At 72.5% G+C, this 23,496-nt stretch carries 21 protein-coding genes and 1 other RNA gene; 4 read left to right on the top strand and 18 right to left on the bottom strand.

All coding sequences use genetic code 11. The annotated features are described in order from the left end of the window. Window positions 1-137: 137 nt before the first annotated feature. The 17 genes from lpxC to rsmI all read right to left on the bottom strand — a co-directional run bounded on the left by lpxC (window position 138) and on the right by rsmI (window position 18,490). On the bottom strand, window positions 138-1,049 hold the full coding sequence (lpxC, locus tag K311_RS0105725) for a UDP-3-O-acyl-N-acetylglucosamine deacetylase (protein WP_026816522.1): 912 nt from the start codon (window positions 1,047-1,049) through the stop codon (window positions 138-140). Between the two features lie 244 nt (window positions 1,050-1,293). After that, window positions 1,294-2,532: a cell division protein FtsZ gene (ftsZ, locus tag K311_RS0105720; RefSeq protein WP_026816521.1), complete on the bottom strand. Its 1,239-nt coding sequence runs from the start codon at window positions 2,530-2,532 to the stop codon at window positions 1,294-1,296. A gap of 88 nt (window positions 2,533-2,620) precedes the next feature. Continuing rightward, on the bottom strand, window positions 2,621-3,856 hold the full coding sequence (gene ftsA / locus K311_RS0105715) for a cell division protein FtsA (RefSeq protein ID WP_026816520.1): 1,236 nt from the start codon (window positions 3,854-3,856) through the stop codon (window positions 2,621-2,623). Beyond that, entirely contained in the window at window positions 3,853-4,578 is a 726-nt protein-coding gene (locus K311_RS15565) for a cell division protein FtsQ/DivIB (RefSeq protein WP_051239569.1), read from the bottom strand. The genes ftsA and K311_RS15565 overlap by 4 nt, the downstream gene beginning before the upstream one ends. Further along, window positions 4,575-5,537, bottom strand: coding sequence for a D-alanine--D-alanine ligase (locus K311_RS0105705; RefSeq protein WP_026816519.1), 963 nt, complete (start codon window positions 5,535-5,537; stop codon window positions 4,575-4,577). The genes K311_RS15565 and K311_RS0105705 overlap by 4 nt, the downstream gene beginning before the upstream one ends. Beyond that, entirely contained in the window at window positions 5,534-6,973 is a 1,440-nt protein-coding gene (murC, locus tag K311_RS0105700) for a UDP-N-acetylmuramate--L-alanine ligase (protein WP_026816518.1), read from the bottom strand. The genes K311_RS0105705 and murC overlap by 4 nt, the downstream gene beginning before the upstream one ends. Continuing rightward, window positions 6,970-8,046 carry an undecaprenyldiphospho-muramoylpentapeptide beta-N-acetylglucosaminyltransferase gene (gene murG, locus K311_RS0105695; RefSeq protein ID WP_026816517.1) on the bottom strand — a complete coding sequence of 359 codons (1,077 nt, stop codon included), beginning with the start codon at window positions 8,044-8,046 and terminating at the stop codon, window positions 6,970-6,972. Before murG ends, murC begins: the two co-directional genes overlap by 4 nt. Then, a complete protein-coding gene (gene ftsW / locus K311_RS15560; protein WP_051239567.1) occupies window positions 8,043-9,353 on the bottom strand; it encodes a putative lipid II flippase FtsW in 1,311 nt (436 codons plus the stop codon). The genes murG and ftsW overlap by 4 nt, the downstream gene beginning before the upstream one ends. Continuing rightward, on the bottom strand, window positions 9,353-10,435 hold the full coding sequence (gene mraY / locus K311_RS0105685) for a phospho-N-acetylmuramoyl-pentapeptide-transferase (protein WP_026816516.1): 1,083 nt from the start codon (window positions 10,433-10,435) through the stop codon (window positions 9,353-9,355). Before mraY ends, ftsW begins: the two co-directional genes overlap by 1 nt. Next, window positions 10,425-11,807 (bottom strand): UDP-N-acetylmuramoyl-tripeptide--D-alanyl-D-alanine ligase, encoded by a 1,383-nt coding sequence (locus K311_RS0105680; protein WP_026816515.1) that lies wholly within the window; start codon window positions 11,805-11,807, stop codon window positions 10,425-10,427. The genes mraY and K311_RS0105680 overlap by 11 nt, the downstream gene beginning before the upstream one ends. After that, a complete protein-coding gene (locus K311_RS0105675; protein ID WP_026816514.1) occupies window positions 11,804-13,294 on the bottom strand; it encodes a UDP-N-acetylmuramoyl-L-alanyl-D-glutamate--2,6-diaminopimelate ligase in 1,491 nt (496 codons plus the stop codon). The genes K311_RS0105680 and K311_RS0105675 overlap by 4 nt, the downstream gene beginning before the upstream one ends. Continuing rightward, window positions 13,291-15,075: a peptidoglycan D,D-transpeptidase FtsI family protein gene (locus K311_RS15555; RefSeq protein WP_081683294.1), complete on the bottom strand. Its 1,785-nt coding sequence runs from the start codon at window positions 15,073-15,075 to the stop codon at window positions 13,291-13,293. The genes K311_RS0105675 and K311_RS15555 overlap by 4 nt, the downstream gene beginning before the upstream one ends. Further along, window positions 15,072-15,335 (bottom strand): cell division protein FtsL, encoded by a 264-nt coding sequence (gene ftsL / locus K311_RS0105665; RefSeq protein WP_425476570.1) that lies wholly within the window; start codon window positions 15,333-15,335, stop codon window positions 15,072-15,074. Before ftsL ends, K311_RS15555 begins: the two co-directional genes overlap by 4 nt. 2 nt (window positions 15,336-15,337) lie before the next feature. After that, window positions 15,338-16,276, bottom strand: coding sequence for a 16S rRNA (cytosine(1402)-N(4))-methyltransferase RsmH (rsmH, locus tag K311_RS0105660; RefSeq protein ID WP_026816512.1), 939 nt, complete (start codon window positions 16,274-16,276; stop codon window positions 15,338-15,340). 14 nt (window positions 16,277-16,290) lie between these two features. Continuing rightward, window positions 16,291-16,737, bottom strand: a complete 447-nt coding sequence (gene mraZ / locus K311_RS0105655) for a division/cell wall cluster transcriptional repressor MraZ (protein WP_026816511.1) — start codon at window positions 16,735-16,737, stop codon at window positions 16,291-16,293. Window positions 16,738-17,159: 422 nt separating this feature from the next. Then, window positions 17,160-17,512: RNase P RNA component class A (gene rnpB / locus K311_RS17590), an RNA gene on the bottom strand. 144 nt (window positions 17,513-17,656) lie between these two features. Further along, window positions 17,657-18,490 (bottom strand): 16S rRNA (cytidine(1402)-2'-O)-methyltransferase, encoded by an 834-nt coding sequence (gene rsmI / locus K311_RS0105650; protein WP_026816510.1) that lies wholly within the window; start codon window positions 18,488-18,490, stop codon window positions 17,657-17,659. Between the two features lie 63 nt (window positions 18,491-18,553). Between rsmI and K311_RS15550 the strand changes: the two genes are divergently transcribed. The 4 genes from K311_RS15550 (at window position 18,554) to K311_RS0105630 (ending at window position 22,981) form a co-directional block, all read left to right on the top strand. Next, window positions 18,554-20,302, top strand: coding sequence for a penicillin-binding protein activator (locus tag K311_RS15550; protein WP_051239565.1), 1,749 nt, complete (start codon window positions 18,554-18,556; stop codon window positions 20,300-20,302). 202 nt (window positions 20,303-20,504) lie between these two features. Then, window positions 20,505-20,897 (top strand): YraN family protein, encoded by a 393-nt coding sequence (locus tag K311_RS0105640; protein WP_043796983.1) that lies wholly within the window; start codon window positions 20,505-20,507, stop codon window positions 20,895-20,897. A gap of 69 nt (window positions 20,898-20,966) precedes the next feature. Further along, a complete protein-coding gene (locus tag K311_RS0105635; RefSeq protein ID WP_051239562.1) occupies window positions 20,967-22,370 on the top strand; it encodes an FAD-binding oxidoreductase in 1,404 nt (467 codons plus the stop codon). Then, window positions 22,367-22,981 carry a uracil-DNA glycosylase family protein gene (locus K311_RS0105630; RefSeq protein ID WP_026816507.1) on the top strand — a complete coding sequence of 205 codons (615 nt, stop codon included), beginning with the start codon at window positions 22,367-22,369 and terminating at the stop codon, window positions 22,979-22,981. The genes K311_RS0105635 and K311_RS0105630 overlap by 4 nt, the downstream gene beginning before the upstream one ends. Here the strand turns inward: K311_RS0105630 and K311_RS0105625 are convergent. Next, window positions 22,969-23,487, bottom strand: a complete 519-nt coding sequence (locus tag K311_RS0105625; protein ID WP_026816506.1) for a hypothetical protein — start codon at window positions 23,485-23,487, stop codon at window positions 22,969-22,971. The two genes, K311_RS0105630 and K311_RS0105625, sit on opposite strands and share 13 nt — an antisense overlap. Window positions 23,488-23,496 lie beyond the last annotated feature (9 nt).

The raw sequence follows: 23,496 nt of genomic DNA, 5'->3' as shown, positions 1-23,496 counted from the left end.
TCGATCCGCAAACCGGACACGGGGTTCAGGCCCCGGGGGGCGGCGATTCAGCGGGGTGAGGAAGAAAACCGGGGTCGGAGTACTTTTCCCGAAAGCTCCCCCGCTCACGAGGGGGCCCCGGAGGAAAGCACCCGGTTTCAGACCGCCTGGGCGGGGTGCGCGTAGGAGATCGGCGCCAGCGCCGGGTCCTGGAACGTGACTTCTTCCCAGGCCGTGGTGTCGGCCAGCAGGGCGCGCAGCAGCTGGTTGTTGAGCGCGTGGCCGGACTTGTAGCCGTAGAACGCGCCGATCAGCGAGTGGCCGAGCAGGTACAGGTCGCCGATCGCGTCGAGGATCTTGTGCTTGACGAACTCGTCCTCGTAACGGAGGCCGTCCTCGTTCAGCACGCGGTAGTCGTCGAGCACGATCGCGTTGTCCATCGAGCCGCCCAGCGCCAGGTTGCGCTCGCGCAGGAACTCGATGTCCTTCATGAAGCCGAAGGTGCGGGCCCGGCTGACCTCCTTCACGAAGGAAGTGGTCGAGAAGTCGATCTCGGTGCTCGAGGTCGCCTTGTTGAAGATGGGGTGCGCGAAATCGATCGTGAAGCCGACCTTGAAGCCGTCGAACGGCTCGAAGCGGGCCCACTTGTCGCCGTCGGCGACGGTGATCGGGCGCTTGATGCGGATGAAGCGCTTGGCCTTTTCCTGTTCCTCGATGCCCGCCGACTGCAGCAGGAAGACGAACGGACCGGCGGAGCCGTCCATGATCGGCACTTCCGCGGTCGACAGGTCGACATAGGCGTTGTCGATGCCCAGACCGGCCATCGCCGACAGCAGGTGCTCGATGGTCATCACCCGCACGTCGCCCTGCACCAGGGCGGTGCACAGGCTGGTGTCGCCCACCTTCTCGGCCTTCGCATGGATCTCGACCGGCTGGTCGAAGTCCACCCGACGGAACACGATCCCGGTGTCCGGGGCGGCCGGGCGCAGGGTCATGTAGACCTTTTCGCCACTGTGGAGGCCGACGCCGGTAGCGCGAATGACGTTCTTGAGGGTTCGCTGTCTGATCATTTTCGAGGCGTTCTCCGGTGCGGAGCGCGCAAACCGCTGGGCACCATAGCACAGCGCGGTTTGAACGAAAACATAACAGATGGGCGGAAAACGGCCCGCCGGATGCCGGCGGGCCAAACTTCCTAACCCCCTGGGGACTGCTCCCCCCGCCGTCCTGGCGGGAGGCCCTGCCCGGGACGGCGTCCCGCCGCCCCGCTGGAACGTCCCGGCCAGGCCCGGAGGAGGCCGGCGCGGGAAAACGACCTCAGTCGGCCTGGCGGCGCAGGAAGGCCGGGATGTCCAGGTAGTCGTGGCCCTCGCCGAGGGCGGTCGCCGCCGCGGACACCGGCTCGTGCGACCGGCTGCGCAGGCCCAGGCCGACGCCGGCCGGCACGTGGCTGCTGCCATGGCCGCGCTCGGCCACCGTGGCGGCCGCACCGACCGCCTCGTAGTCGACCTGGCCGGTGGTGGCGTTGCGGACCAGCTTCACCGGCGCCCGTCCCACCTCCTTCTCCGGGGTCCGCACCGGCTGGCGCACCGCGCCGCGGTTCAGGCCGGTGGCGACGACCGTGACCCGCACCTCGTCCTGCATCTCCGGGTCGAGCGAGGTGCCGATGACGACGGTGGCGTCCTCGGAGGCGAAGTCCTCGATCGTGCGGCCGATCTCGTCGAACTCGGCCATCGTGAAGTCCGGACCGGCGGTGATGTTGACCAGCACGCCGTTGGCGCCGGACAGGTTGACCTCGTCCAGCAGCGGGTTGCTGATCGCCGCCTCGGCCGCCGCCTGGGCGCGGTCGTCGCCGCGGGCGATGCCGGTGCCCATCATCGCCAGGCCCATCTCGGACATGACGGTGCGGACGTCGGCGAAGTCGACGTTGATCAGGCCCGGGCTGACGATCAGGTCGGCGATGCCCTTCACGGCGCCGAGCAGCACGTCGTTGGCGGCGCGGAAGGCCTGCACCATCGTCGCCTGGCGGCCGAGCACGGTGATCAGCTTCTCGTTCGGGATGGTGATCAGCGAATCGCAGTGGTGGCCGAGCTCCTCGATGCCCTTCAGCGCGACCTGCATGCGCCGGCGGCCCTCGAACGGGAAGGGCTTGGTGATGACGGCGACCGTCAGGATGCCCATCTCCTTCGCCAGCTGGGCGACGACCGGTGCCGCACCGGTGCCGGTGCCGCCGCCCATGCCGGCGGTGATGAACACCATGTCGGCGCCTTCCAGCGCCTCGACGATGCGCTCGCGGTCCTCGAGCGCGGCCTGGCGGCCGACCTCGGGATTGGCACCGGCGCCCAGGCCCTTGGTGACGTTCGCGCCGAGCTGCAGCTGCAGCTTCGCGCCGCACTGCTTGATCGCCTGCGCGTCGGTGTTGGCGGTGATGAACTCCACGCCCTCCACGCCCGCATTGACCATGTGCGCGACCGCGTTGCCGCCGCCGCCGCCGACGCCGACCACCTTGATCACCGCATTCGGTGCCAGCTTCTCGATCAGTTCGAAATGTGCCATGTCCTCGTCCTCCGTGATTCGATCCAGGGTGTTCTTTCAGTTCTTGTCGTTATTCGTTGCTCGTACCGCGTGCCGCGCGGACGAAGATTCAGAACTCACCGCGATACCAGTTCCTGAACTTCGTCCAGATCGTTCCCGCCTTGCCGGCCGACAGCGCCGGCCGGCGCGGGTGTTCCAGCTGGGTGCCCCAGAGCAGCAGGCCGACGCCGGTGGCGTGCACCGGGTTGCCGACCACCTCGCCGAGCCCGGCGACGTGCTGCGGAATGCCGACGCGAACCGGCATGTGCAGCATTTCCTCCGCCAGCTCGACCACGCCCTCCATCCGCGAGGCGCCGCCGGTCAGCACCAGGCCGGCGCGCACCAGCTCCTCGAAACCGGAGCGGCGCAGTTCCGCCTGCACCATCTCGAAGATCTCCTCGTAGCGGTTCTGCACCGCCTCTGCGAGCGCCTGCCGGGCCAGGCGCCGCGGCGGCCGGTCGCCGACGCTCGGCACCTGGATGGATTCCTCGGCGGTCGCCAGCTGCGCCAGCGCGCAGGCGTAGCGGACCTTGATCTGCTCGGCTTCCGGGGTCGGCGTGCGCAGCAGGTGGGCGATGTCGTTGGTGACCTGGTCGCCGGCGATCGGCAGCGAGGCGCTGTGGCGGATCGCGCCCTGCACGAACACCGCGATGTCGGTGGTGCCGGCGCCGATGTCGACCAGCACGACGCCCAGTTCCTTCTCGTCGCTGGTCAGCACCGCCGCGCTCGACGCCAGCGCGCTCAGCACCAGGTCGTCGACGTGCAGGCCGCAGCGCTGCACGCACTTGCTGACGTTGCTCGCCGCCGACTGCGCGCCGGTGACCAGGTGCGCGCGCACCTCGAGCCGCACGCCGCTCATGCCGACCGGATTGCGGATGCCTTCCTGCGAGTTGTCGACGATGTACTCCTGCGGGATCGCGTGCAGGATCCGCTGGTCGGCCGGCACCGCCACCGCCTTCGCCGCCTCGAGCACGCGCTCGAGGTCGGCATAGGTCACCTCGCCACCGGCGACCGGGACGATGCCCGGCGAATTGCGGCACTGGGTGTGGCTGCCGGTGATCGAGGCGTAGACGCTGCGGATCTCGCAGCCGGCCATCAGCTCGGCTTCCTCGATCGCGCGCTGGATCGACTGCACCGTCGACTCGATGTCGACGACGACGCCGCGCTTCATGCCGCGCGATTCGTGGCTGCCGATGCCGATGACCTCGATCTCCTGCCCCGGCGCGTATTCGCCGACGAGCGCGGTGATCTTCGAGGTGCCGATGTCGAGGCCGACGATCAGCGACTTGTCGCCCTTGCGGTTCATGCGTTTCCTTCTTGCGTGGCCGGCGCCGCGACGTCCGCCCAGACGATCGCGAAGCCGTTGGTGTAACGGAGGTCGGCGCGCGCGATACGGCGCGTGGGATCGGCGTGCAGCTGCGGCAGCATCCGCGCGAAGCGCGCGAGCCTGGCGCGCGGGTCGCCGCGGCCGGCCTCGACGACGGTGCCGTCGGACAGCACCAGGCTCCAGCTGCCGCGGGCGCTCAGCTCGACCGTGTGCACGCGCAGGCCGAGCGGCAGGAACAGCGGCCGCGCGATCGCGTGGAAGGCCATCAGCTCCGATGCGCGCGATTCCGGCCCCATGAACAGCGGCAGCTCGGCGCCGGCGCCGGGCGGGGCCGCGAACAGCAGGCCGTCCTCGGACAACATCCGGTCCTCGCCCCAGCGCGCCACCGGCGTGTGCTCGCTGAGGGCGATCTCGAGCCGGTCCGGCCAGCGCTTGCGCACTTCGACCCGCTCGACCCACGGCAGCGCCGCGACCGCGTCGCGCACCGCGTCCAGGTCGACCGCGAAGAAGCCGCGGCGCACCAGCGGCAGCACCGCCTCGCGCACGGACTGTTCGTCGACCTGGCGGAACTCGCCGGTCACCGCCAGCACCCGCATCGGCCAGCGCTCGCCGGCGATCCAGCCCTCGAACACGGCGACGACCGGCGCCGCGACCAGGGCCAGTGCCAGCGTCCATGCGAGCAGCCGCACCAGCGCGCTCATGCCGCGCCTCCGTCGGCGAGGCTGGTCTCGAGCACGCGCCAGCACAGCTCCTCGAAGCCGATGCCGAGCTCGCGCGCCGCCTTCGGCACCAGCGAATGGCTGGTCATGCCGGGGGCGGTGTTCACCTCGAGCAGATGGTTGTTGCCGTCGCGGTCGCGCATCACGTCGACGCGGCCCCAGCCGCTGCAGCCGAGCGCGCGGAAGGCCGCCAGCGCCAGCGCGCGCATCTCCACCTCGGCGCCGGCGTCGTCCAGGCCCGGGCACAGGTACTGCGTGTCCTCGGCCTGGTACTTGGCGTGGTAGTCGTAGTACTCGCCGGCCGGAACGATGCGGATCGTCGGCAGCGCGAGATCGCCGAGGATGCCGACGGTGTATTCGCCGCCGACCACCAGCTGCTCCATCAGCAGCTCGCCGGGATAGCGCGAGGCCAGTTCCACCGCCCCGGCGAGACCGGCGTCGTCGAACACCCGCGAAACGCCGACGCTCGAGCCCTCGCAGGCCGGCTTCACGATCACCGGCAGGCCCAGCGCATGCGCGGCCGCCTGCACGTCGTCGCCCTTCGCGAGGCGGGCGTAGCGCGGCGTCGGCAGGCCGAGCGCCAGCCACACCTGCTTGCTGCGGATCTTGTCCATCGCCAGCGCGCTGCCGAGCACGCGCGAGCCGGTATAGGGCACGCCGAGCGCCTCGAGCAGTCCCTGCAGGGTGCCGTCCTCGCCGCCGCCCTTGTTGCCGTGCAGGATGTTGAAGACGCGATCGAAGCGGCGCTCGCGCAATCCTTCGATCAGCGCCGGGATGCCGTCGACCGGCTGTGCGTCGATGCCGCGGGCGCGCAGCGCCTCGAGCACGTTGCGGCCGGAATCCAGCGACACCTCGCGCTCGGCGCTGCTGCCGCCGAGCAGCACGGCGACGCAGCCGAAGGCGCGCGGATCGGAAAGGCGCGGGGGCGCGACGGCGGTCATGCGAGCACGGCTCCGTTGATGGCGAGGGTCCCGAGGTCGGCGGCGACCTGGCCGATGTCGCCGGCGCCGACGACCAGCAGCAGGTCGCCGTCGGCGAGCATGTCGGCGAGCACGTTCGGCAGGTCGCGGGCGCGGCCCGCGAGCACGGGATCGACGCGGCCGCGGGCACGGATCGCGCGCGCCAGCGACTTCGCGTCGGCACCGGCGACCGGCGCCTCGCCGGCCGGATACACGTCGGCCAGCACCACGGCGTCGGCGCTCGACAGCACCGCGGCGAAGTCGTCGAACAGGTCGCGCGTGCGGCTGTAGCGGTGCGGCTGGAACGCGACGACGAGCCGGCGCTCCGGCCAGCCGCCGCGCGCCGCCGCGAACACCGCTTCCAGCTCGCGCGGGTGGTGCCCGTAGTCGTCGACCAGCAGGGCGCTGCCGCCACCGGCCAGGCGCAGTTCGCCGAGCAGGTTGAAGCGGCGGCCGATGCCCTGGAACTTCGCCAGCGCGGCGACGATCGCCTCCGGCGTGACGCCGAGCTCCCAACCCACCGCCGCGGCGGCCAGCGCGTTGAGCACGTTGTGCCGGCCCGGCAGGTTCAGCAGCACGTCCTGCGGCGCGGTGTCCGGCAGGTGCAGGGTGAAACGCATCGCCGGGCCTTCCTGGCGCACGTCGCTGGCACGCACGTCGGCTTCCTCGGCGGCGATGCCGTAGCGGATCAGGTGGCGCGGCGCCCCGGCCGCCAGCGCCGCGGTCTCCGGATCGTCGACGCAGAGCACGGCCAGGCCGTAGAACGGCAGCCGGTGCAGGAACTCGTCGAACGCGGCGCGCATGCGCGCGTAGTCGCCGCCGTAGTTCTCGAGATGGTCGGCGTCGATGTTGGTGACCACCGCGACCAGCGGGTTCAGGCGCAGGAAGCTGCCGTCGCTCTCGTCGGCCTCCGCGACCAGCCACTGGCCGCCGCCGAGACGGGCGTTGGCGCCGGCCGACAACAGCTGGCCACCGATCACGAAGGTCGGGTCGAGCCCGCCTTCGCTGAGCACGCTGGCGACCAGCGAGGTCGTCGTGGTCTTGCCGTGGGTGCCGGCGATCGCGATGCCGCGCTTGAAGCGCATCAGCTCGGCGAGCATCTCCGCGCGCGGCACGATCGGGATGCGGCGGGCACGCGCCTCGGCGAGTTCGGGGTTGTCGGCCTTGATCGCGCTCGAGATCACCACGACGTCGGCGCCCTCGACCTGCGCCGCGGCGTGGCCGCGGAACACCGTCGCGCCCATGTCGACGAGGCGGCGGGTGGCGCGGCTGTCGTTCTGGTCGGAGCCGGAGACCTGGTAGCCGAGCGTGACCATCACCTCGGCGATGCCGCTCATGCCGACACCGCCGATACCGATGAAGTGCACGCGCGGGAAGGCGCGGGCGAGGTCGCCGCTGTGCTGGAGCCGCCGGATCATGCGCCGGCCTCCGCGAGCACCGCGTCCGCGACCTTCGCCGCTGCCTCGGGCAGCGCCGCCGCACGCGCCGCTTCCGCCATCGCCCGGCGCGCACCGGCGTCGGCGAGCAGCGGCTGCAGCGCCTCGAGCAGGCGTTCCGGGAAACCGGAGCCCTCCGGTACCAGGCGGGCGGCGCCGCGTTCGGCGAGGTATTCGCCGTTGCGGGTCTGGTGGTCGTCGACCGCCCCCGGGAACGGCACCAGCAGCGCACCGACGCCGGCCGCCGACAGCTCGGCGATCGTCAGCGCGCCGGCGCGGCAGACCACGAGGTCGGCCCAGCCGTAGGCGCCGGCCATGTCGGCGATGAAGGGTTCGACCGAGGCCTCGACACCGGCGTCGGCATAGACCTCGCGCGACTTCGCCGCATGCCGTTCGCCGCACTGGTGGCGCACCTGCGGCCGGGCGTCGGCCGGCAGTCGCGCGAGCACCTGCGGCAGCACCACGTTCAGCGCATGCGCACCCTGGCTGCCGCCGAGCACGAGCAGGCGCGGCGCCCCGGCGCGGCCGGCGAAGCGTTCGGCCGGCGGCGGCAGCGCGGCGATCTCGGCGCGAACCGGATTGCCGACGGTTTCCGCGCGGCCTTCCGGGAAGCTGCCCGGGAAGCCCTGCAGCACCCGCCGGGCCAGCTTCGCCAGCACGCGGTTGGTCAGACCCGGCGCGCGGTTCTGTTCGTGCACCAGCAGCGGCCGGCGCAGCGACCACGCGACCAGGCCGCCGGGGCCGGCGGCGTAACCGCCGAAGCTCAGCACCGCCCGCGGCCGATGCCGGCGCAGCACCGCCCGCGCCTGCCACAGCGCGCGCAGCAGCGTGAACGGCGCCGACAGCAGGGTCGCGATGCCCTTGCCGCGCAGGCCACCGATCGCGATGGTCTCCAGCGGCACGCCGGCCGCCGGCACGAGCCGGGTTTCCATCGCGCCCGCGGCGCCGAGCCAGACCACCGGCACCGCGCGCTCGCGCAGCGCCTGCGCCACGGCCAGGCCGGGAAAGATGTGGCCGCCGGTGCCGCCGGCGAGGATCAGCACGGGGCCGCTCATTGCACCAGCCCCAGCTTCGGCTCGATGCGGCGGCCGCCGCGCAGCGGCTGCGGCGCCGGCACCGCGACCGGCTCCGGACGCAGTACCGGTTCGGACGCGACCGGACCACCGGAAGGCGCGGTTTCGCGCACGCGCGCCACCTGCCGCGCGGCACGGTCGAGCTCGTAGCTCACACGCAGCAGCACGCCGATCGCCGCGCAGGTCATCAGCACGCTCGAGCCGCCGGAAGAGATCAGCGGCAGGGTCAGCCCCTTGGTCGGCAGCAGGCCGAGGTTGACGCCGATCGACACGAACGACTGCAGGCCCAGCCACAGACCCACACCGAAGGCGCAGTAGGCCGAGAACCAGCGACGCATCTCGAACGCCCGCAGGCCGATCCAGAACGTGCGTCCCGCGAAGGCCGCGAACAGCGCGATCAGGCCGGCGGCGCCGACGAAGCCCAGCTCCTCGGCGGTCACCGAGAAGATGAAGTCGGTATGCGCCTCCGGCAGGTAGAACAGCTTCTGCACGCTGCCGCCGAGCCCGACGCCGAACCATTCGCCGCGGCCGATCGCGATCAGCGCCTGGGTCAGCTGGAAGCCGTCGTTGAACGGATCCGCCCACGGATCCTGGAAGGACACCAGGCGGCGCACGCGGTAGGGCTCGGCGATCGCGACCGCGACCAGGGCCGGCAGCGCCACCGCGGCCATCACCAGCAGGTGACGGATGCGCGCGCCGCCCAGCCAGACCATGCCGCCGGTGACCGCGATGATCAGTGCCGCCGAACCGAAGTCCGGCTGCAGCAGCAGGAAGGCGACCAGCAGCCCGGCCACGCCCAGCGGCTTCAGCAGCGCCGCCCAGCTGTTGCCGATCTCGTCGCGGTAGCGCACGAGGTAGGACGCCAGCCAGACGATCAGCAGCAGCTTGACCGCCTCCACCGCCTGGAAGTTGGAGACACCAAGGTTCACCCAGCGGCGGGCACCGTTGACCGTGTGGCCGATGCCCGGCACGAACACCGCCAGCAGCAGCGCGAAGCAGGCCAGCAGCATCAGGTGGCTGTACTTCTCGAGCGTCTTGAGCTCGGTGCGCACCATCATCAGCGCCAGCGCCGCGCCGAGCGCGAGGAAGATCGCGTGGCGCACGAGGAAATGGAACGGGCCGACGTTCAGGCCCTCGGCGATCGCGATCGAGCTGGAGGCGACCATCACCAGGCCGAAGCCGGCCATTACCAGCGCCAGGCCGAGCAGCCACGGGTCGATGCGGCCGCGGATCGCGTCGAGGCGGGTGGCCTGGCCGGCGGGCATCGGGATGTCGTCGAGGCCGGCCATCAGCGCACCTTCAACGTCGCCAGGCCCACCAGCACGAGCATCACCGAGATGATCCAGAAGCGCACGATCACGCGCGGCTCCGGCCAGCCCTTGAGCTCGAAGTGGTGGTGGATCGGGGCCATGCGGAATACCCGCCGGCCGGTGAGCTTGAACGAGGCGACCTGGATCATCACCGACAGCGTCTCGATCACGAACACGCCGCCCATCACGACCAGGATCGCTTCCTGGCGCACGATCACCGCGATCGTGCCGAGCGCGGCGCCGAGCGCCAGCGCGCCGATGTCGCCCATGAACACCATCGCCGGATAGGTGTTGAACCACAGGAAGCCGAGGCCGGCGCCGGCGATCGCCGCGCAGAAGATCGTGATCTCGCCGGCACCGGGCACCGCCGGGATCTGCAGGTATTCCGAGAACACCGCATTGCCCGAGGCATAGGCGAACACGCCGAGCGCCGAGGCCACCAGCACCGTCGGCATGATCGCCAGGCCGTCGAGGCCGTCGGTGAGGTTCACCGCGTTCGAGAAGCCGACGATCCAGAAGTACGCGACGACGATGAAGCCGGCGCCCAGCGGCCAGGCGACGTCCTTCAGCAGCGGCAGGTAGAGCGTGGTCGCCGCCGGCGTGTCGGCGCTCATGAACAGGAACACCGCCGCGGCGAGCCCGAACAGCGACTGCAGCGCGTACTTGTAGCGGGACTTCAGGCCGTTCGGATCGCGGCGGACGATCTTGATCCAGTCGTCGAGCCAGCCGATCAGGCCGAAGGCGACCAGCACCGCCAGCAGCACCCAGACGTAGCGGTTGCGCAGGTCGGCCCACAGCAGGGTCGACAGCGTGATCGTCACCAGGATCAGCGAGCCGCCCATCGTCGGCGTGCCGGCCTTGGAGAAATGCGACTGCGGGCCGTCGGTGCGGATCGGCTGGCCGCCCTTGAGCCGCTTCAGGCGGGCGATCGCGTACGGGCCGAGCCACAGCGACAGCAGCAGGGCGGTGAGCGCACCGAGGATGCCGCGGAAGGTGATGTAGCCGAACAGCGGCGGCATCCATCCCATCGCGTACAGCCAGCGGGCCAGTTCAAGCAGCATCGTCGGAAGTCCCTTTCCGGTCGCCGGCCAGCACGGCCGCGACGATCCGATCCATCGCGCTCGCGCGCGATCCCTTCACCAGGCAGCGCACGCCGGCGCCGGCGGCCTGCAGCGCCGGCAGCAGCGACGCCAGCAGTTCGTCGTGGTCGCGGCAGTGCCGCGCGCCCTCGCCGAAACCGCGGGCGATCTCGGCGCCGAGGTCGCCGGTGGTCCACAGCCGGCGCACCCCGGCGGCCTTCGCCTGCGCGCCGACGCCGTAGTGCAGCGCGGCCTCGTCGGCGCCCAGTTCCTTCATCTCGCCGAGCACCAGCCAGGCCTCGCCGCCGGCCGCGGCCAGCGCCGCGATCGCCGCGCCGACCGAACCGGGGTTGGCGTTGTAGCTGTCGTCGACCAGCACCGCGCCGTTGCCGAGCGTGTGCGCGACCTGCCGACCCGGCACCGGCCGCGCCGCGTGCAGGCCGGCGACGACGTCGGCCAGGCCGGCGCCGGCGCCCAGCGCCAGGCCGGTCGCCGCGAGCGCGTTGAGCACGTTGTGCCGGCCCGGCAGCGGCAGCGCGATGTCGTCGCTGCCGGCCGGTGTATGCAAACGGAAGCAGGCCCGGCCGTCCTCGAGGCGCAGCGCGGTGGCGCGGATCTCGGCGTCGTTCTCGAGTGCGAAGCGCAGCGTCGGCCGGCGGCCGATGCGCTGCTGGAACCACGGCGCGAAGGCGTCGTCGGCGTTGACCACCGCGATACCGTCGTCGGGCAAGGCCTCGTAGATCGCGCCCTTGGTCTCGGCGATGCCGAGCAGGCTGCCCATGCGCTCCATGTGCGCCGGCATCACGTTGTTCACCAGCGCCACCTGCGGCGGCGCGATCGAGGCCAGGTAGGCGATGTCGCCGGGCTGGCCGGCGCCCATCTCGTAGACGGCGAACTGCGCGTCCTCGGGGGCGTCGAGCACCGCCAGCGGCAGGCCGATCTCGTTGTTGCGGTTGCCGGGATTGCCGTAGGTGCGGCCGGCGCGCTCGAGGATCGACAGCGCCAGCATCTTCACCGAGGTCTTGCCGTTGCTGCCGGTCAGCGCGACGACCACCGCCGGCCGCCCCTGCTGCACGCCGGCGGCGAGTTCGCCGAGGGCGTCGCGGGTGTCGGCGCAGCGCACCTGCGGCAGGTCGCTGTCGACTTCGCGCTGCACCAGCAGCGCCGCGGCGCCGCGCTCGGCCGCCTGGGCGACGTGTGCGTGGCCGTCGTGGTTGTCGCCGCGCAGCGCGACGAACAGCGCGCCCGGCGTCAGCGTGCGCGAGTCGATCGACACCGAATCGACCGCCACGTCGGCGCCGTCGTGGCGGCCTTCGACCCAGCGCGCGACCTGCGACAGCGGCAGCGGCCTCATGCCCCCACCTCCGCCGCCCCGGCGAGCAGGGCCGCGGCGACCTGCAGGTCGTCGAACGGCTGCTTCACGCCGGCGGCTTCCTGGTAGGGCTCGTGGCCCTTGCCGGCCACCAGCACGACGTCGCCGGCGCCGGCCTCGCGCAGCGCCAGCGCGATCGCGGCGGCACGGTCACGTTCGACCTGGGCGGCGCCGGCGTGGGTGAAGCCGGCGACGATGTCGGCGACGATGCGGTCGCCGTCCTCGCCGCGCGGGTTGTCGTCGGTGACGATCACGCGGTCGGCGCCGGCCTGGGCGATCGCCGCCATCAGCGGCCGCTTGCCGGCATCGCGTTCGCCGCCGCAGCCGAACACGCAGAACAGGCGGCCGCGGGTGTGTTCGCGCAGGCTGGCCAGCGCCTGCTGCAGCGCGTCCGGCGTATGCGCGTAATCGACGACGACCAGCGGTCGGCCGGCCTTGCCGCCGACCCGGCTCATGCGGCCGTCCACCGGCTGCAGGCGCGGCAGCATCGCCGCGACCCGCTCCAGCGGCCAGCCGAGCGCGCGCAGGCAGCCGGCGACCGCGAGCAGGTTGTCGACGTTGAAGCGGCCGAGCAGCGGAGATGCCACCGGCAGCGCGCGGCCTTCCTCGACCAGCTCGAAGCGGATGCCGTCGCCGCCGAGCGCGACGGCCTCGGCGCGCAGGCGGGCGCCGATGGCACCGCGCGCGCTCAGGCCCCAGCGCTGCGCATCGGCGCGGGCGCCGGCGAGCATCGCGGGACCGGCGGGATCGTCGAGATTGACCACGACGGCGGCCAGGGTCGGCCAGTCGAACAGCTTCGCCTTCGCGGCGCCGTAGGCCTGCATCGTGCCGTGGAAGTCGAGGTGGTCGCGGGTGAGGTTGGTGAACGCGGCGATGCGGAAGGCGACACCGTCGACGCGGCCCTGCGCCAGCGCGTGCGAGCTGACTTCCATCGCCACGTGGGTCGCGCCCTGCGCGCGCATCGCCGCGAGTTCGCGGTGCACGCTGAGCACGTCGGGGGTGGTGCGTTCGCCGGCGCGCAGCGCGCCGTGCAGGCCGGCGCCGAGGGTGCCGATGCTGCCGGCCACCGCGCCGTCGAGCGTCAGCGCCTGCGCGAGCAGCTGCACGGTCGAGGTCTTGCCGTTGGTGCCGGTCACGCCGACCACCGCCATCGCCTGCGACGGCGCGCCGTGGAAGCGGTCGGCGAGTTCGCCCTGGCGGGCGCGCAGGCGCGGCACCGCGACCGCATTCGCCGGCAGCGCGACATCGGCCGGCGCCGGCGGTTCGAACAGCACGGCCGCCAGCTGCGGCGCCAGCGCCGGGTCGAGGTGCTTCAGCGCATGCGTGCTGGCGCCGGCGAGCGCGACGAAGGCGTCGCCCGGGCGCAGCGCGCGGCTGTCGCCGACGAGGCCCTGCACCCGCGGGTCGAAACCCGGCGGCAGCGGCGGATCGCCGGCCAGCAGCAGCGACAGCGGCAGCGCGCGGCTCATCGCCGGCCTCCGGCCGGTGCGTTCGTGGCGGCCGGCGGCGCCGGCGCGGCGGCCGGGCGCAGGGGGACGGGACGCGCCGGCCGCGCCGCGGCCTGCGCCGCGAGGTACTGCTCGATGTTGTCCGGCGTCACGTCCATCAGCCGCAGGGTGCCGTCCATGACGCGCTGGAATACCGGCGCCGACACCGCACCACCGCCGTATTCGGCGCCCTGCGGTTCCTGGATCACCACCGCGGTCGCGAAGCGCGGCCGGCTCGCCGGCACCAGGCCGACGAAGACCGAGGCGTAGCGCCGCTGCGCGTAGCCACCGGCGGCGGCGATGCGCGAGGTGCCGGTCTTGCCGGCGACGCGGTAGCCGAGGATCGCGGCGCGGCGGGCGGTACCGTCGCTGCCGGTGACGGTTTCCATCATCGCCATCAGCTGGTCGGCGATCACCGGGTCGATGATCTGCACGCCCTCGTCGTCGCGGCCCTTGACGAAGGTGGCCTCGTGCAGGCGGCCGCGGTTGCCGATCGCGGCGTAGGCGCGCGCGAGCTGCAGCGGCGTCACCGACAGGCCGTAGCCGTAGCTGATCGTCGCCTTCTCGGTCGGGCCCCACTCGTTCGGGCCGCGCAGCAGGCCGGCCGACTCGCCGATGAAGCCGCTGCCGGTCAGCTGGCCGAGGCCGAAGCGCCGGTACATGTCGTACTGGTGCGAGTTGTCGAGCTGGGCGGCGATGCGGGCGGCGCCGATGTTCGAGCTCTTCGTCAGCACGCCGGTCAGGGTCAGGGTGCCGTAGTTGCGGAAGTCGCGGATCGTGTAACCGCCGGGCAGCCCCATGTAGCCCGGCGACACGTCGATCGGCGTGTCCGGGCGGAAGCGGCCGCTCTCGAGCGCCGCCGCCAGCGTCAGCGTCTTCATCACCGAACCCGGCTCGACCAGGTCGGTGACGGCGCGGTTGCGGGTCGTGCCGGGGGTGGCGGCGCCGCGCGCGTTCGGGTTGTACGAGGGCTGGTTGACCATCGCCAGGATCTCGCCGGTGGCGACGTCCAGCACGACGATCGAGCCGCTGCTGGCGCCGTGCTCGACCAGCGCCGCCTTCAGTTCGCGATAGGCCAGGTACTGGATGCGGCGGTCGATCGACAGCACCAGGTCGTTGCCGGGCTGCGCCGGCCGCACCAGGTCGACGTTCTCGACCACGCGGCCGCGGCGGTCGCGGATCACCCGCTGCACGCCGGCGGTGCCGCGCAGCCAGTCCTCGAAGGCCAGCTCCAGGCCTTCCTGGCCGGCGTCGTCGATGTTGGTGAAGCCCAGCACGTGCGCCATCACCTCGCCGTCCGGATAGAAGCGGCGGAACTCGCGCTGGCTGAAGACACCCGGGATGTCGAGCGCCATCACCGCCTCGGCGACGTCCGGGTTCAGGTGCCGGCGCAGGTAGACGAATTCCTTGTCGGCGCGGTCGCGCAGGCGCTGCTCGAGGGTGGCGACCGGGATCTGCAGGCCGGCGGCGAGTTCGCTCAGGCGTTCCGGATGCAGCAGCAGTTCCTGCGGATTGGCCCAGATCGACTCCACCGGCGACGAGATCGCCAGCGGCTCGCCGTTGCGGTCGGTGATCATCCCGCGCGAGGTCGGGATCGGCACGTCGCGCAGGAAACGCGCATCGCCCTGCCGCTGCAGGAACTCCGGCGCCACCAGCTGCAGCTGCGCGGCGCGGCCGACCAGCACCGCGGCGCAGACACCGAGCACGGCGCCGAGGACGCCGAGCCGCTGCCGCAGGTTGAACTGGCGGGCGCGCAGCTTCATGGCTGCAGCACCACGATGTCGGCGGTTTCCGGGAACTTCATGCCGAGGCGCGCGGCGGCGACCTGCTCGACGCGGTTGGCCTCGGACCAGGTCGCCTGTTCGAGCTGCAGCCGGCCGAATTCGATGTTCAGCTCGTCGCGGGCGTGCTCGAGCTGGCTCAGTTCGATATAGGCCTGGCGGTGCAGGTGCCGCGCCCAGACGACGCCGATGGCGCCGGCGAGCACGGCGACGGACAGCAGCAGGGTCAGCAGCGCGCGCAGGCTCATGCAGCCTCCGCGAGCTTTTCGGCGATCCGCAGTACGGCGCTGCGGGCGCGCGGATTGGTGGCGGTCTCGGCGGCGTCGGCGCGCACCGCGCCGGCGAGGTCGCGCAGGCTCGGGCTGAAGGCGACCGCGACCGGCATGCGGCGGTTACCGGCCGGCGCCTTCGCGCGGGCGGCGATGAAGCGCTTGACGATACGGTCCTCGAGCGAGTGGAAGCTGATCACCACCAGCCGGCCGCCGGGCTTCAGGCGCGCATGCGCCGCGGCGAGCCCCGCCTCGAGGTCCTCGAGCTCGCGGTTCACGAAGATGCGGATGGCCTGGAAGCTGCGGGTCGCCGGATGGATGCGCTGGTCACCGCGGCCGACCACCGAGGCGATCAGCTCGGCCAGTTCGCCGGTACGGCGCAGCGGCGCCTCGCCACGACGGGCGACGAGGGTGCGGGCGATCTTGCGCGACAGCTTCTCCTCGCCGTAGTGCCAGAGCACGTCGGCGATCTCGCGCTCGTCGGCGCGCGCCAGCCAGTCGGCCGCGGATTCGCCGGACGTCGGGTCCATGCGCATGTCGAGCGGGCCGTCCTTGCCGAAGCTGAAGCCGCGCTCGGCGACGTCGAGCTGCGGCGACGACACCCCGAGGTCGAGCAGCACGCCGTCGAGACCGCCGGCGGTGGCGTCCCAGTCGGCGAGCGTGGCGAACGAGGCGTGGCGGACGGCGACGCGCGCATCCGCGGCGGCCAGCGCGCGGGCTTCGGCGATCGCTTCGGGGTCCTTGTCCATCACCAGCAGCCTTCCGTCCGGCCCCAGCCGGTCCAGCACCCCGCGCGCGTGTCCGCCGCGCCCGAAGGTGCCATCGAGATACGTGCCATCCGTGGCCACCCGCAGGGCGTCCAGCGCCTGCGCCCACATCACCGGGAGGTGGCTGGGCTGCGCGTCCTGCCGCATCCCGGCCAGGTCCGTCACAGGTCGAGCTCGAGCATTTCCGGGCTCAGCTCGTCCGGCGCGATCGTCCGGCGGATCTGCGCCAGGTGGGCCTGCTCGCTCCAGAGTTCGAACTTCTCGCCCATCCCCAGCAGCACCGCCTTCTTTTCGAGGTTGCAGGCGGTGCGCATGCTCGCCGGCACCAGCACGCGGCCGTGCGCGTCGGGCTCCACGACCGCGGCGGCGCCGACCAGCAGGCGCTGCGCGCGGCGGTTGGAGTCGTGGACGCTGCTGAGCTTGAGCACCTTGTCGCGCACCCGCTCCCAGACCGCGTGCGGGAACAGCCACACGCCGCCGGCGTCGTAGGGGTTGTAGGTGAAGACGAGGCGGTTGCCGCACTCACGCGCGACGACATCCCGGTAGGCGGTCGGCACCGCCATCCGGCCCTTGTCGTCGATCGTGATCGCCGTTTCGCCCTGGAACATCACCTGAGCGCTACCCCTCGTCCACCAAAAACCACAGAAAACCCCGATTTCCCTCGGTTGCCCACGTTAGTCCTCAGGTGGACAGCAAGTCAACAGGGAAATCCAGGAATTTCACTTGGCGGATCAACGCCTTGCGCGACTCTTGAGAGACTGGTTCAAGATGTCCCGCGTAACCGTTGTTTACTAACAACTAGTTCGTAGTTGGTTGGATGTAGTTGGCAGGGGATGGCGGGGCGGGTGGCCGCGGCGGCGGGTCTTCGGGGGGAAGTTTTTTCACGCCTCGAGCACGCCGCTGCGCGGCCGGCCGGCGGCGGTGGGGAGAAGTGGGGTTGCCGGTGAACCCACGGCCATGACGACAACGAACTACCTCATACGAACTACCCACTCCCCCGCCGCCGGGCTCAGTGGGTCGAAAAAGGAAGTGGCGGAGCCGGCCGATAAGCCGGGTTCTGTCGTGGACAGTCATTCCTCTGGGACCTGCGTCACCGCAGGCCTCGAGCGTCCAACCCGGGTGCGGCACGAGCCATGCCATCGCACCCCTATTTGGACTTGCTCCGGGTGGGGTTTGCCGTGCCCCGAGGCGTTGTCCCCTCGGGCGGTGGGCTCTTACCCCACCGTTTCGCCCTTACCACGCACCCTTGCGGGCCGTTCGGCGGTTTGTTTTCTGTTGCACTTTCCGTCGGCTCACGCCGCCCAGGCGTTACCTGGCACCCTGCTCTATGGAGCCCGGACTTTCCTCGGCGCATTGCTGCGACGCGACTGTCTGGCCGGCTCCGCCGCGGCCATTCTCGCACGCCCGCCCCTGTAGGAGCGGCTTCAGCCGCGATGCCTGTAGGAGCGGCTTCAGCCGCGATGCTTTTCGCGCTGCGCGCGAAAGCGGGAAGCATCGCGGCTGAAGCCGCTCCTACAAACGCGGTCCTTAAGGGTCCGGGTCGCCGCCGTAGAGCGCCTTGCGCGGCGCCCCGCTCAGCTCCGCCGCCAGTTTCGCGGCGACCGAGGGTTTCAGGTGCTCGCAGAGCTTCGTGTACAGGCGGCGGCCTTCGCGCAGCCTGGCGTCGGCGTCGTCGTGATTGCCGCGCACGACCAGCACGAATTCGCCGCGACGCTGGTCGGGGTCGGCGGCGACGCGCGCGGCGAGCTCGGCCAGGCTGTCGCCGAGCACGGTCTCGAAGAGCTTGGTCAGCTCGCGCGCCAGCACCGCCTCGCGTTCGCCGCCGAAGACCGCGATCAGATCGGCCAGCGCCTCCCCGATCCGGTGCGCGCTCTCGTAGAAAACCAGCGTGCGCGGCTCGCCGACCAGCGCGGCGAGGCGCTCGCGCCGGGCCGCCGCCTTCGCCGGCAGGAAGCCCTCGAAGCAGAAGCGGTCGGACGGCAGCCCGGCCACCGACAGCGCGGCGATCGCCGCGCAGGCGCCCGGCAGCGGCGACACCTTCATCCCGGCAGCGCGGGCCGCGCGCACGAAGCGGTAGCCGGGATCGCTGACCAGCGGCGTGCCGGCGTCCGACACCAGCGCCAGCCGCTCGCCGGCGCGCAGGCGCTCGACCAGCTTCGCCGCGGCGGCGTCCTCGTTGTGCTCGTGCAGGGCGACCAGCGGTCGGTCGATGCCGAGCGCCTGCAGCAGCTGGCGCGTGTGGCGGGTGTCCTCGGCGCAGATCGCGTCGACCCCGGCCAGCACCTCGCGCGCACGCGCGCTGATGTCGGCGAGATTGCCGATCGGCGTCGCCACCACGTAGAGGGTTCCCGCCGTCGTCACCATGATCCGCCGTCCATTCCGTCGCGGGTATCATCCTACCCGCCCGCACCTCGGACCCTGCCCATGTCGCGTTTCGCCCCGTTGCTGCTCGTCCTGGCCCTGGCCGGCTGCGCCAGTGTTTCCGTGCAGCGCGCGCCGGTCGTCGTCGAGCCCGATGCCGCACGCAAGTACGCTGCCGCCGGCGACCATGCGCAGGCCGCGCGCGCCTGGAGCGAAACCGCCCTCGCCGCCCGCGGCGCCGCCCGCGACCATGCCTGGCTGCGCGCCGCCGAGCAGTACTGGCTGGCCGGCGAAACCGGCGCCGCCCGCGCCGCCTGGGCCGAGACCAGCCGCCGCCGCCTCGACGCCGGCGACCTCGCCCTGCACGCCTTCCTCGAAGCGGCCTTCCTCAGCGCCGACGGCGATGACGCCCGGGCGCTGGGCCTGCTCTCGCGTCCGGGCGCCGAAGTGCCGGCGAACCTGCGCGTCCGCTGGCTGGGCCTGCGCGCGGACATCGCCGAACGCGCCGGTCGCCCGTTCGACGCCGCCGCCGACCTGGCGGTGCTCGCCGACGGCGCCGAGCGCAGCCAGCGCGGCGAACTGCTGCGCCGCATCGACCGCCTGCTCGCCGGCCTGAACGACGACGCCCTCGCCGCCGGCGCCGCCGCGCTGCCGGCCGGCCACCCGCTGTACCCGCAGGCCGCCCGCCAGCTGCAGCGCCGCGGCCTGCCGCTGCCGCGGCCGCTCGAGCGCGGTACCGGCCTGGCGCTCGACGACGCGGTGCCGCCGGCGGCCGCCGACGGCTACCGGCCGCCGCTGCGCATCGCCGTGCTGCTGCCACTGTCCGGGCCGCTGGCGGCGGCCGGCAGCAGTGTCCGCGACGGCATCCTCGCCGCCTATTACGGCGAGAACCGCCGGCGCCCGGAGATTCGTTTCCACGACACCGGCGGCAATGTCGCCGGCCTGCAGGGCGCGCTGATCCGCGCCCGCGAGGAAGGCGCCCAGCTGCTCGTCGGTCCGCTGACCCGCGACGAGGTCGACGCGCTGTTCGGCATGGCCGACCTCGACCTGCCGGTGCTGGCGCTCAACCGCGGCCAGCTGCCGCCGCCGCCCGGTAGCGCGACCTTCGCGCTGACCCCGGAAGAGGAAGGCGCCGCCGCCGCCGAGCGCCTGCTCGACCGCGGCCTGCGCCGCGTGCTGGTCGTGACGCAGGCCGACGACAACGCCCGCCGCGCCCTCGGCGCATTCCGCGAGCGCCTGCGCGAGCGCGGTGGCGAGATCGTCGGCGAGGCTGTGGTCGCCGAAACCGAGCCGGACTTCATCCCGACCCTGCAGGCGGCGATGGGGGCGAACCGCCCCGACGCGCTGTTCCTGGCGCTGCGCGCGGCGCCGGCACGGCTGCTCGCCAGCCAGATGGAAACCGCCGGCCTCAGCGGCGTGCCGAAGGTCGCGACCTCGCTGATCCAGGCCGGGGGCAACCTGCGCCTGGACACCGAACTCGACGGCATCGAGTTCCCCGAACTGCCCTGGCTGATCGGCCGCAGCGCGATCGGCCTGCCCGACGCCGACACGATCGGCAACACCCTGCCGAGCGCCCGCGGCGGCGGCGCCCGCCTGTTCGCCTTCGGTGCCGACGCCTGGCGCCTGGCGGCCTGGCTCGACCACCTGCTCGCGCAGCCCGGCGCCAGCGTCCAGGGTGCGACCGGCGAACTGCAGCTCGACCCGCTCGGCGTCGTCCAGCGCGTGCCGGCCTGGGCCGTGTTCAGCGGTGGCCGCGCCCGCCCGGCGCTGGATGGGGCCCTGTTGCCGGCGCCCGTGGAAGCGAGCGACTGACGCGGGAACGGGGAACAGGAGCGAGAAGCGAGGAACGAGGAACGAGTGGGAGGCCGCGCCTTGGCGCGGGCGCGCTTTACGCGAGTGAGAGTGATCGCGGCTGAAGCCGCTCCTACGGCTCGTTACTCGTTTCTGGCTTTCGCACGCACGGACGCGCGGTTCTCCGACAGCCGCCGCGCTCCTTCTGCGCGACGCTGCCGCCATGGACATCCGCCGCCGCGACCACCGCAATCGTCGCCCGCTCGGCTTCCACGCCGAGAGCGTCGCCGCCGAAATGCTCGAGGCGCAGGGCTGCGCGGTGCTCGACCGCAATCCGAACTTCCGCGTCGGCGAGCTCGACCTCGTGCTGCTCGACCAGGGCACGATCGTGTTCTGCGAAGTCCGCTACCGGCGCATCGGCCGCTACGGCTGTGGCGCGACCTCGGTGACCCGCCGCAAGCGCCGCCGCATCGCCCTCGCCGCCCGCGCCTGGCTGGCGCGCCGGCCCTGGCTGGCGCAATGGCCCTGCCGCTTCGACGTCGCCTCGGTCTGGGACGACGGCGCCTGCCTGATGGTCGATGTGTGGCGGGATGCGTTCACCCTCGACGACTGCTGACAAGGCGACGAACAGCCTGTAGGAGGCTTCAGCCGCGATCCCTCCCCCCTCGCGGCCTACAATCCCGCCATGCCCCCGCCCGACCCCGCCTCGCTTCCCGCGCCCCTGCTCGCCGAACTGGTCGCCGCGCTCGGGCCGTCCGGCCTTCTCACCGACCCGGGCGAGCGCCTCGGCTACGGCTACGACAACTCGCGGCGGCAGGGACTACCGGCGGCGGTGGCGCTGCCTTCGGACGCGGCGCAGGTGCAGGCGATCGTGCGCGCGTGTCGCACCCACCGGGTGCCGATCGTCGCGCGCGGCCGCGGCACCAACACCACCGGCGCCAGCGTGCCGGGCGACGGCGCGCTGGTGGTGTCGTTCGAGCGCATGGACCGGATCCTGGCGATCCGCCCCGGCGACCGCGTCGCCGTCGTGCAGCCGGGCCTGCTCAACGGCGACCTGCAGGCGGCGCTGGCACCGCACGGCCTGTTCTGGCCGCCGGATCCGACCAGCGCCGGCTACTGCAGCGTCGGTGGCAACCTCGCCTGCGGCGCCGGCGGTCCGCGCGCGGTGAAGTACGGCGCCACCCGCGACAACGTGCTGGCGCTGGCCGCGGTCACCGGCACCGGCGAGCTGGTGCGCTTCGGCGCCGCGACGACGAAAGGCGCCAGCGGCTACGACCTGTCGCGGCTGCTGATCGGCAGCGAAGGCACGCTGGCGCTGATCGTCGAGGCGACCCTGCGCCTCACCCCCGCACCGAAGGCCCGCCGCGTGCTGCGTGCGCTCTTCGCCGATGTCGAGGCAGCCGCCGCCGCGGTCGCGCGGCTGATGGCGCAGCCGGTGACGCCGTCGATGCTCGAGTTCATGGACGGCGAATGCGTGCGCCTCGCGCGCGAAGTCGGCGGCGCCACGGGCCTGCCCGCCGCCGGCGCCCTGCTGATGCTCGAAGCCGACGGCGACGAGGCGGTGCTGGCGTCGGCGGTCGCAGCGATCGCCGCCGCCGCCGACGGCCCCGGCTGCCTCGAGGTGCGCACCGCCGCCGACGCCGCCGACGCCGCCGCGCTCTGGGCCGCGCGCAAGGCGCTGAGCCCGGCGCTGCGCACGATCGCGGCGGGCAAGATCAACGAGGACGTCGTCGTGCCGGTGTCGCGCATCCCCGACCTCGTCGCGGCGGTGCGCGCGGCGGCGGCGACGCATGCGTTGCCGATCGTCGTGTTCGGCCACGCCGGCAACGGCAACCTGCACGTGAACATCCTCTACGATCCCGCGGACACCGCGCAGGCGGCGCGTGCCGATGCGGCGCTCGAGGACGTGTTCGCGGCCGTCATCGCCCTCGACGGCCTGGTCAGCGGCGAACACGGCATCGGCCTGGTCAAGCGCGAGCTGCTCGGCCGCTCGCTCGACCCCGGCGCGCTGGCGCTGATGCGCGCGATCAAGCGCGACTTCGACCCGGACGGCATCCTCAATCCCGGCAAGGTGCTGCCCGACGCATGAGCCAGCCACGCTCCCGCTCACCGCTGGAACAACTGCTCGCCGAAGCGCGGGCCTGCCGGCTGTGCGAGGCCGCGCTGCCGCTCGGCCCGCGCCCGGTGCTGCGCGCCAGCACGACCGCGCGCCTGCTGATCGCCGGTCAGGCACCGGGCGCGCTCGTGCACGGCAGCGGCGTGCCCTTCGACGACGCCAGCGGCGTGCGCCTGCGCGAGTGGCTGCGCATCGACAAGGCGACCTTCTACGACGAGTCGCGGGTGGCGATCGTGCCGATGGGTTTCTGCTATCCCGGCCGCGGCCTCAGTGGCGACCTGCCACCACGACCGGAATGCGCCGCCACCTGGCATCCGCGGCTGCTGCCGCTGCTGCCGCAGGTGCGGCTGGTCCTGGCGATCGGAAGCTGGGCGCAGGCGCACCACCTCGGCGCGCGCCGGAAGAAGACGCTTACCGACACGGTGATGGCGTGGCGCGAGTACACCGACACCCCGGTTTTCCCCCTGCCGCACCCGAGTCCGCGCAACCAGGGCTGGTTCAAGCTCAACCCGTGGTTCGAGGCGGAAGTGATTCCGGCGCTGCGCGAGCGTGTGGCCGCGCTGTTCGCCGATCAGCCAGGCTGAGCCCCAGGCACGTACTTCGCGGGGTCGCGCAGGTAGCCGATCACTCCGGCGAAGATTCCGCCCGGCACCAGTACCGCGGCCGTCCAGGCAACGAGGTCGCCCAGGTTGAGCGCCTTTCCGCCGTTGCCATGAACCAGCCCGAACCAGTCGGTGACCTTGCCGGTGAGCAGGGCCTCGGCGGTGTTCAGCATCAGCACGCCAGCCATCGCCGCGACCGCGAAGCGCGCGAGCCGGTAGCCGGCGTAATCGCGATGGGCGACGTGGCTGCACAGGCGCACGCCGCCGTACATCAGTACCACCACGACCGCGGCGATGCCGAACCACTCGAGACTGTCGAGGCCAAACGCGCGCTTCTCGACACGGTGGTGCACGTTTGCGAGGAAGAAGCGTCCGAACAGGCGGCCGCCGGACGGTGGCCACGTCGCCGCGGCGAGCGCGCGGAAAATCACGTCGGACAGGCCGAGCAGCAGACCGGCGGTTTCAGGATGTCGGAGAAGACGACGCATGGGCTTTCC

This window comes from Arenimonas composti TR7-09 = DSM 18010, assembly GCF_000426365.1.
Classification (GTDB): domain Bacteria; phylum Pseudomonadota; class Gammaproteobacteria; order Xanthomonadales; family Xanthomonadaceae; genus Arenimonas; species Arenimonas composti.
This window is presented reverse-complemented; position numbering and strand designations above follow the sequence as displayed.

What these genes read in the sequence shown, in the direction of transcription:
- lpxC (WP_026816522.1), bottom strand. Translation starts at nt 1,049, where the DNA reads ATGATCAGACAGCGAACCCTCAAGAACGTCATTCGCGCTACCGGCGTC.
- ftsZ (WP_026816521.1), bottom strand. Translation starts at nt 2,532, where the DNA reads ATGGCACATTTCGAACTGATCGAGAAGCTGGCACCGAATGCGGTGATC.
- ftsA (WP_026816520.1), bottom strand. Translation starts at nt 3,856, where the DNA reads ATGAACCGCAAGGGCGACAAGTCGCTGATCGTCGGCCTCGACATCGGC.
- K311_RS15565 (WP_051239569.1), bottom strand. Translation starts at nt 4,578, where the DNA reads ATGAGCGCGCTGGTGCGGCTGCTCGCATGGACGCTGGCACTGGCCCTG.
- K311_RS0105705 (WP_026816519.1), bottom strand. Translation starts at nt 5,537, where the DNA reads ATGACCGCCGTCGCGCCCCCGCGCCTTTCCGATCCGCGCGCCTTCGGC.
- murC (WP_026816518.1), bottom strand. Translation starts at nt 6,973, where the DNA reads ATGATCCGGCGGCTCCAGCACAGCGGCGACCTCGCCCGCGCCTTCCCG.
- murG (WP_026816517.1), bottom strand. Translation starts at nt 8,046, where the DNA reads ATGAGCGGCCCCGTGCTGATCCTCGCCGGCGGCACCGGCGGCCACATC.
- ftsW (WP_051239567.1), bottom strand. Translation starts at nt 9,353, where the DNA reads ATGGCCGGCCTCGACGACATCCCGATGCCCGCCGGCCAGGCCACCCGC.
- mraY (WP_026816516.1), bottom strand. Translation starts at nt 10,435, where the DNA reads ATGCTGCTTGAACTGGCCCGCTGGCTGTACGCGATGGGATGGATGCCG.
- K311_RS0105680 (WP_026816515.1), bottom strand. Translation starts at nt 11,807, where the DNA reads ATGAGGCCGCTGCCGCTGTCGCAGGTCGCGCGCTGGGTCGAAGGCCGC.
- K311_RS0105675 (WP_026816514.1), bottom strand. Translation starts at nt 13,294, where the DNA reads ATGAGCCGCGCGCTGCCGCTGTCGCTGCTGCTGGCCGGCGATCCGCCG.
- K311_RS15555 (WP_081683294.1), bottom strand. Translation starts at nt 15,075, where the DNA reads ATGAAGCTGCGCGCCCGCCAGTTCAACCTGCGGCAGCGGCTCGGCGTC.
- rsmH (WP_026816512.1), bottom strand. Translation starts at nt 16,276, where the DNA reads ATGCGGCAGGACGCGCAGCCCAGCCACCTCCCGGTGATGTGGGCGCAG.
- mraZ (WP_026816511.1), bottom strand. Translation starts at nt 16,737, where the DNA reads ATGTTCCAGGGCGAAACGGCGATCACGATCGACGACAAGGGCCGGATG.
- K311_RS15550 (WP_051239565.1), top strand. Translation starts at nt 18,554, where the DNA reads ATGTCGCGTTTCGCCCCGTTGCTGCTCGTCCTGGCCCTGGCCGGCTGC.
- K311_RS0105640 (WP_043796983.1), top strand. Translation starts at nt 20,505, where the DNA reads ATGGACATCCGCCGCCGCGACCACCGCAATCGTCGCCCGCTCGGCTTC.
- K311_RS0105635 (WP_051239562.1), top strand. Translation starts at nt 20,967, where the DNA reads ATGCCCCCGCCCGACCCCGCCTCGCTTCCCGCGCCCCTGCTCGCCGAA.
- K311_RS0105630 (WP_026816507.1), top strand. Translation starts at nt 22,367, where the DNA reads ATGAGCCAGCCACGCTCCCGCTCACCGCTGGAACAACTGCTCGCCGAA.
- K311_RS0105625 (WP_026816506.1), bottom strand. Translation starts at nt 23,487, where the DNA reads ATGCGTCGTCTTCTCCGACATCCTGAAACCGCCGGTCTGCTGCTCGGC.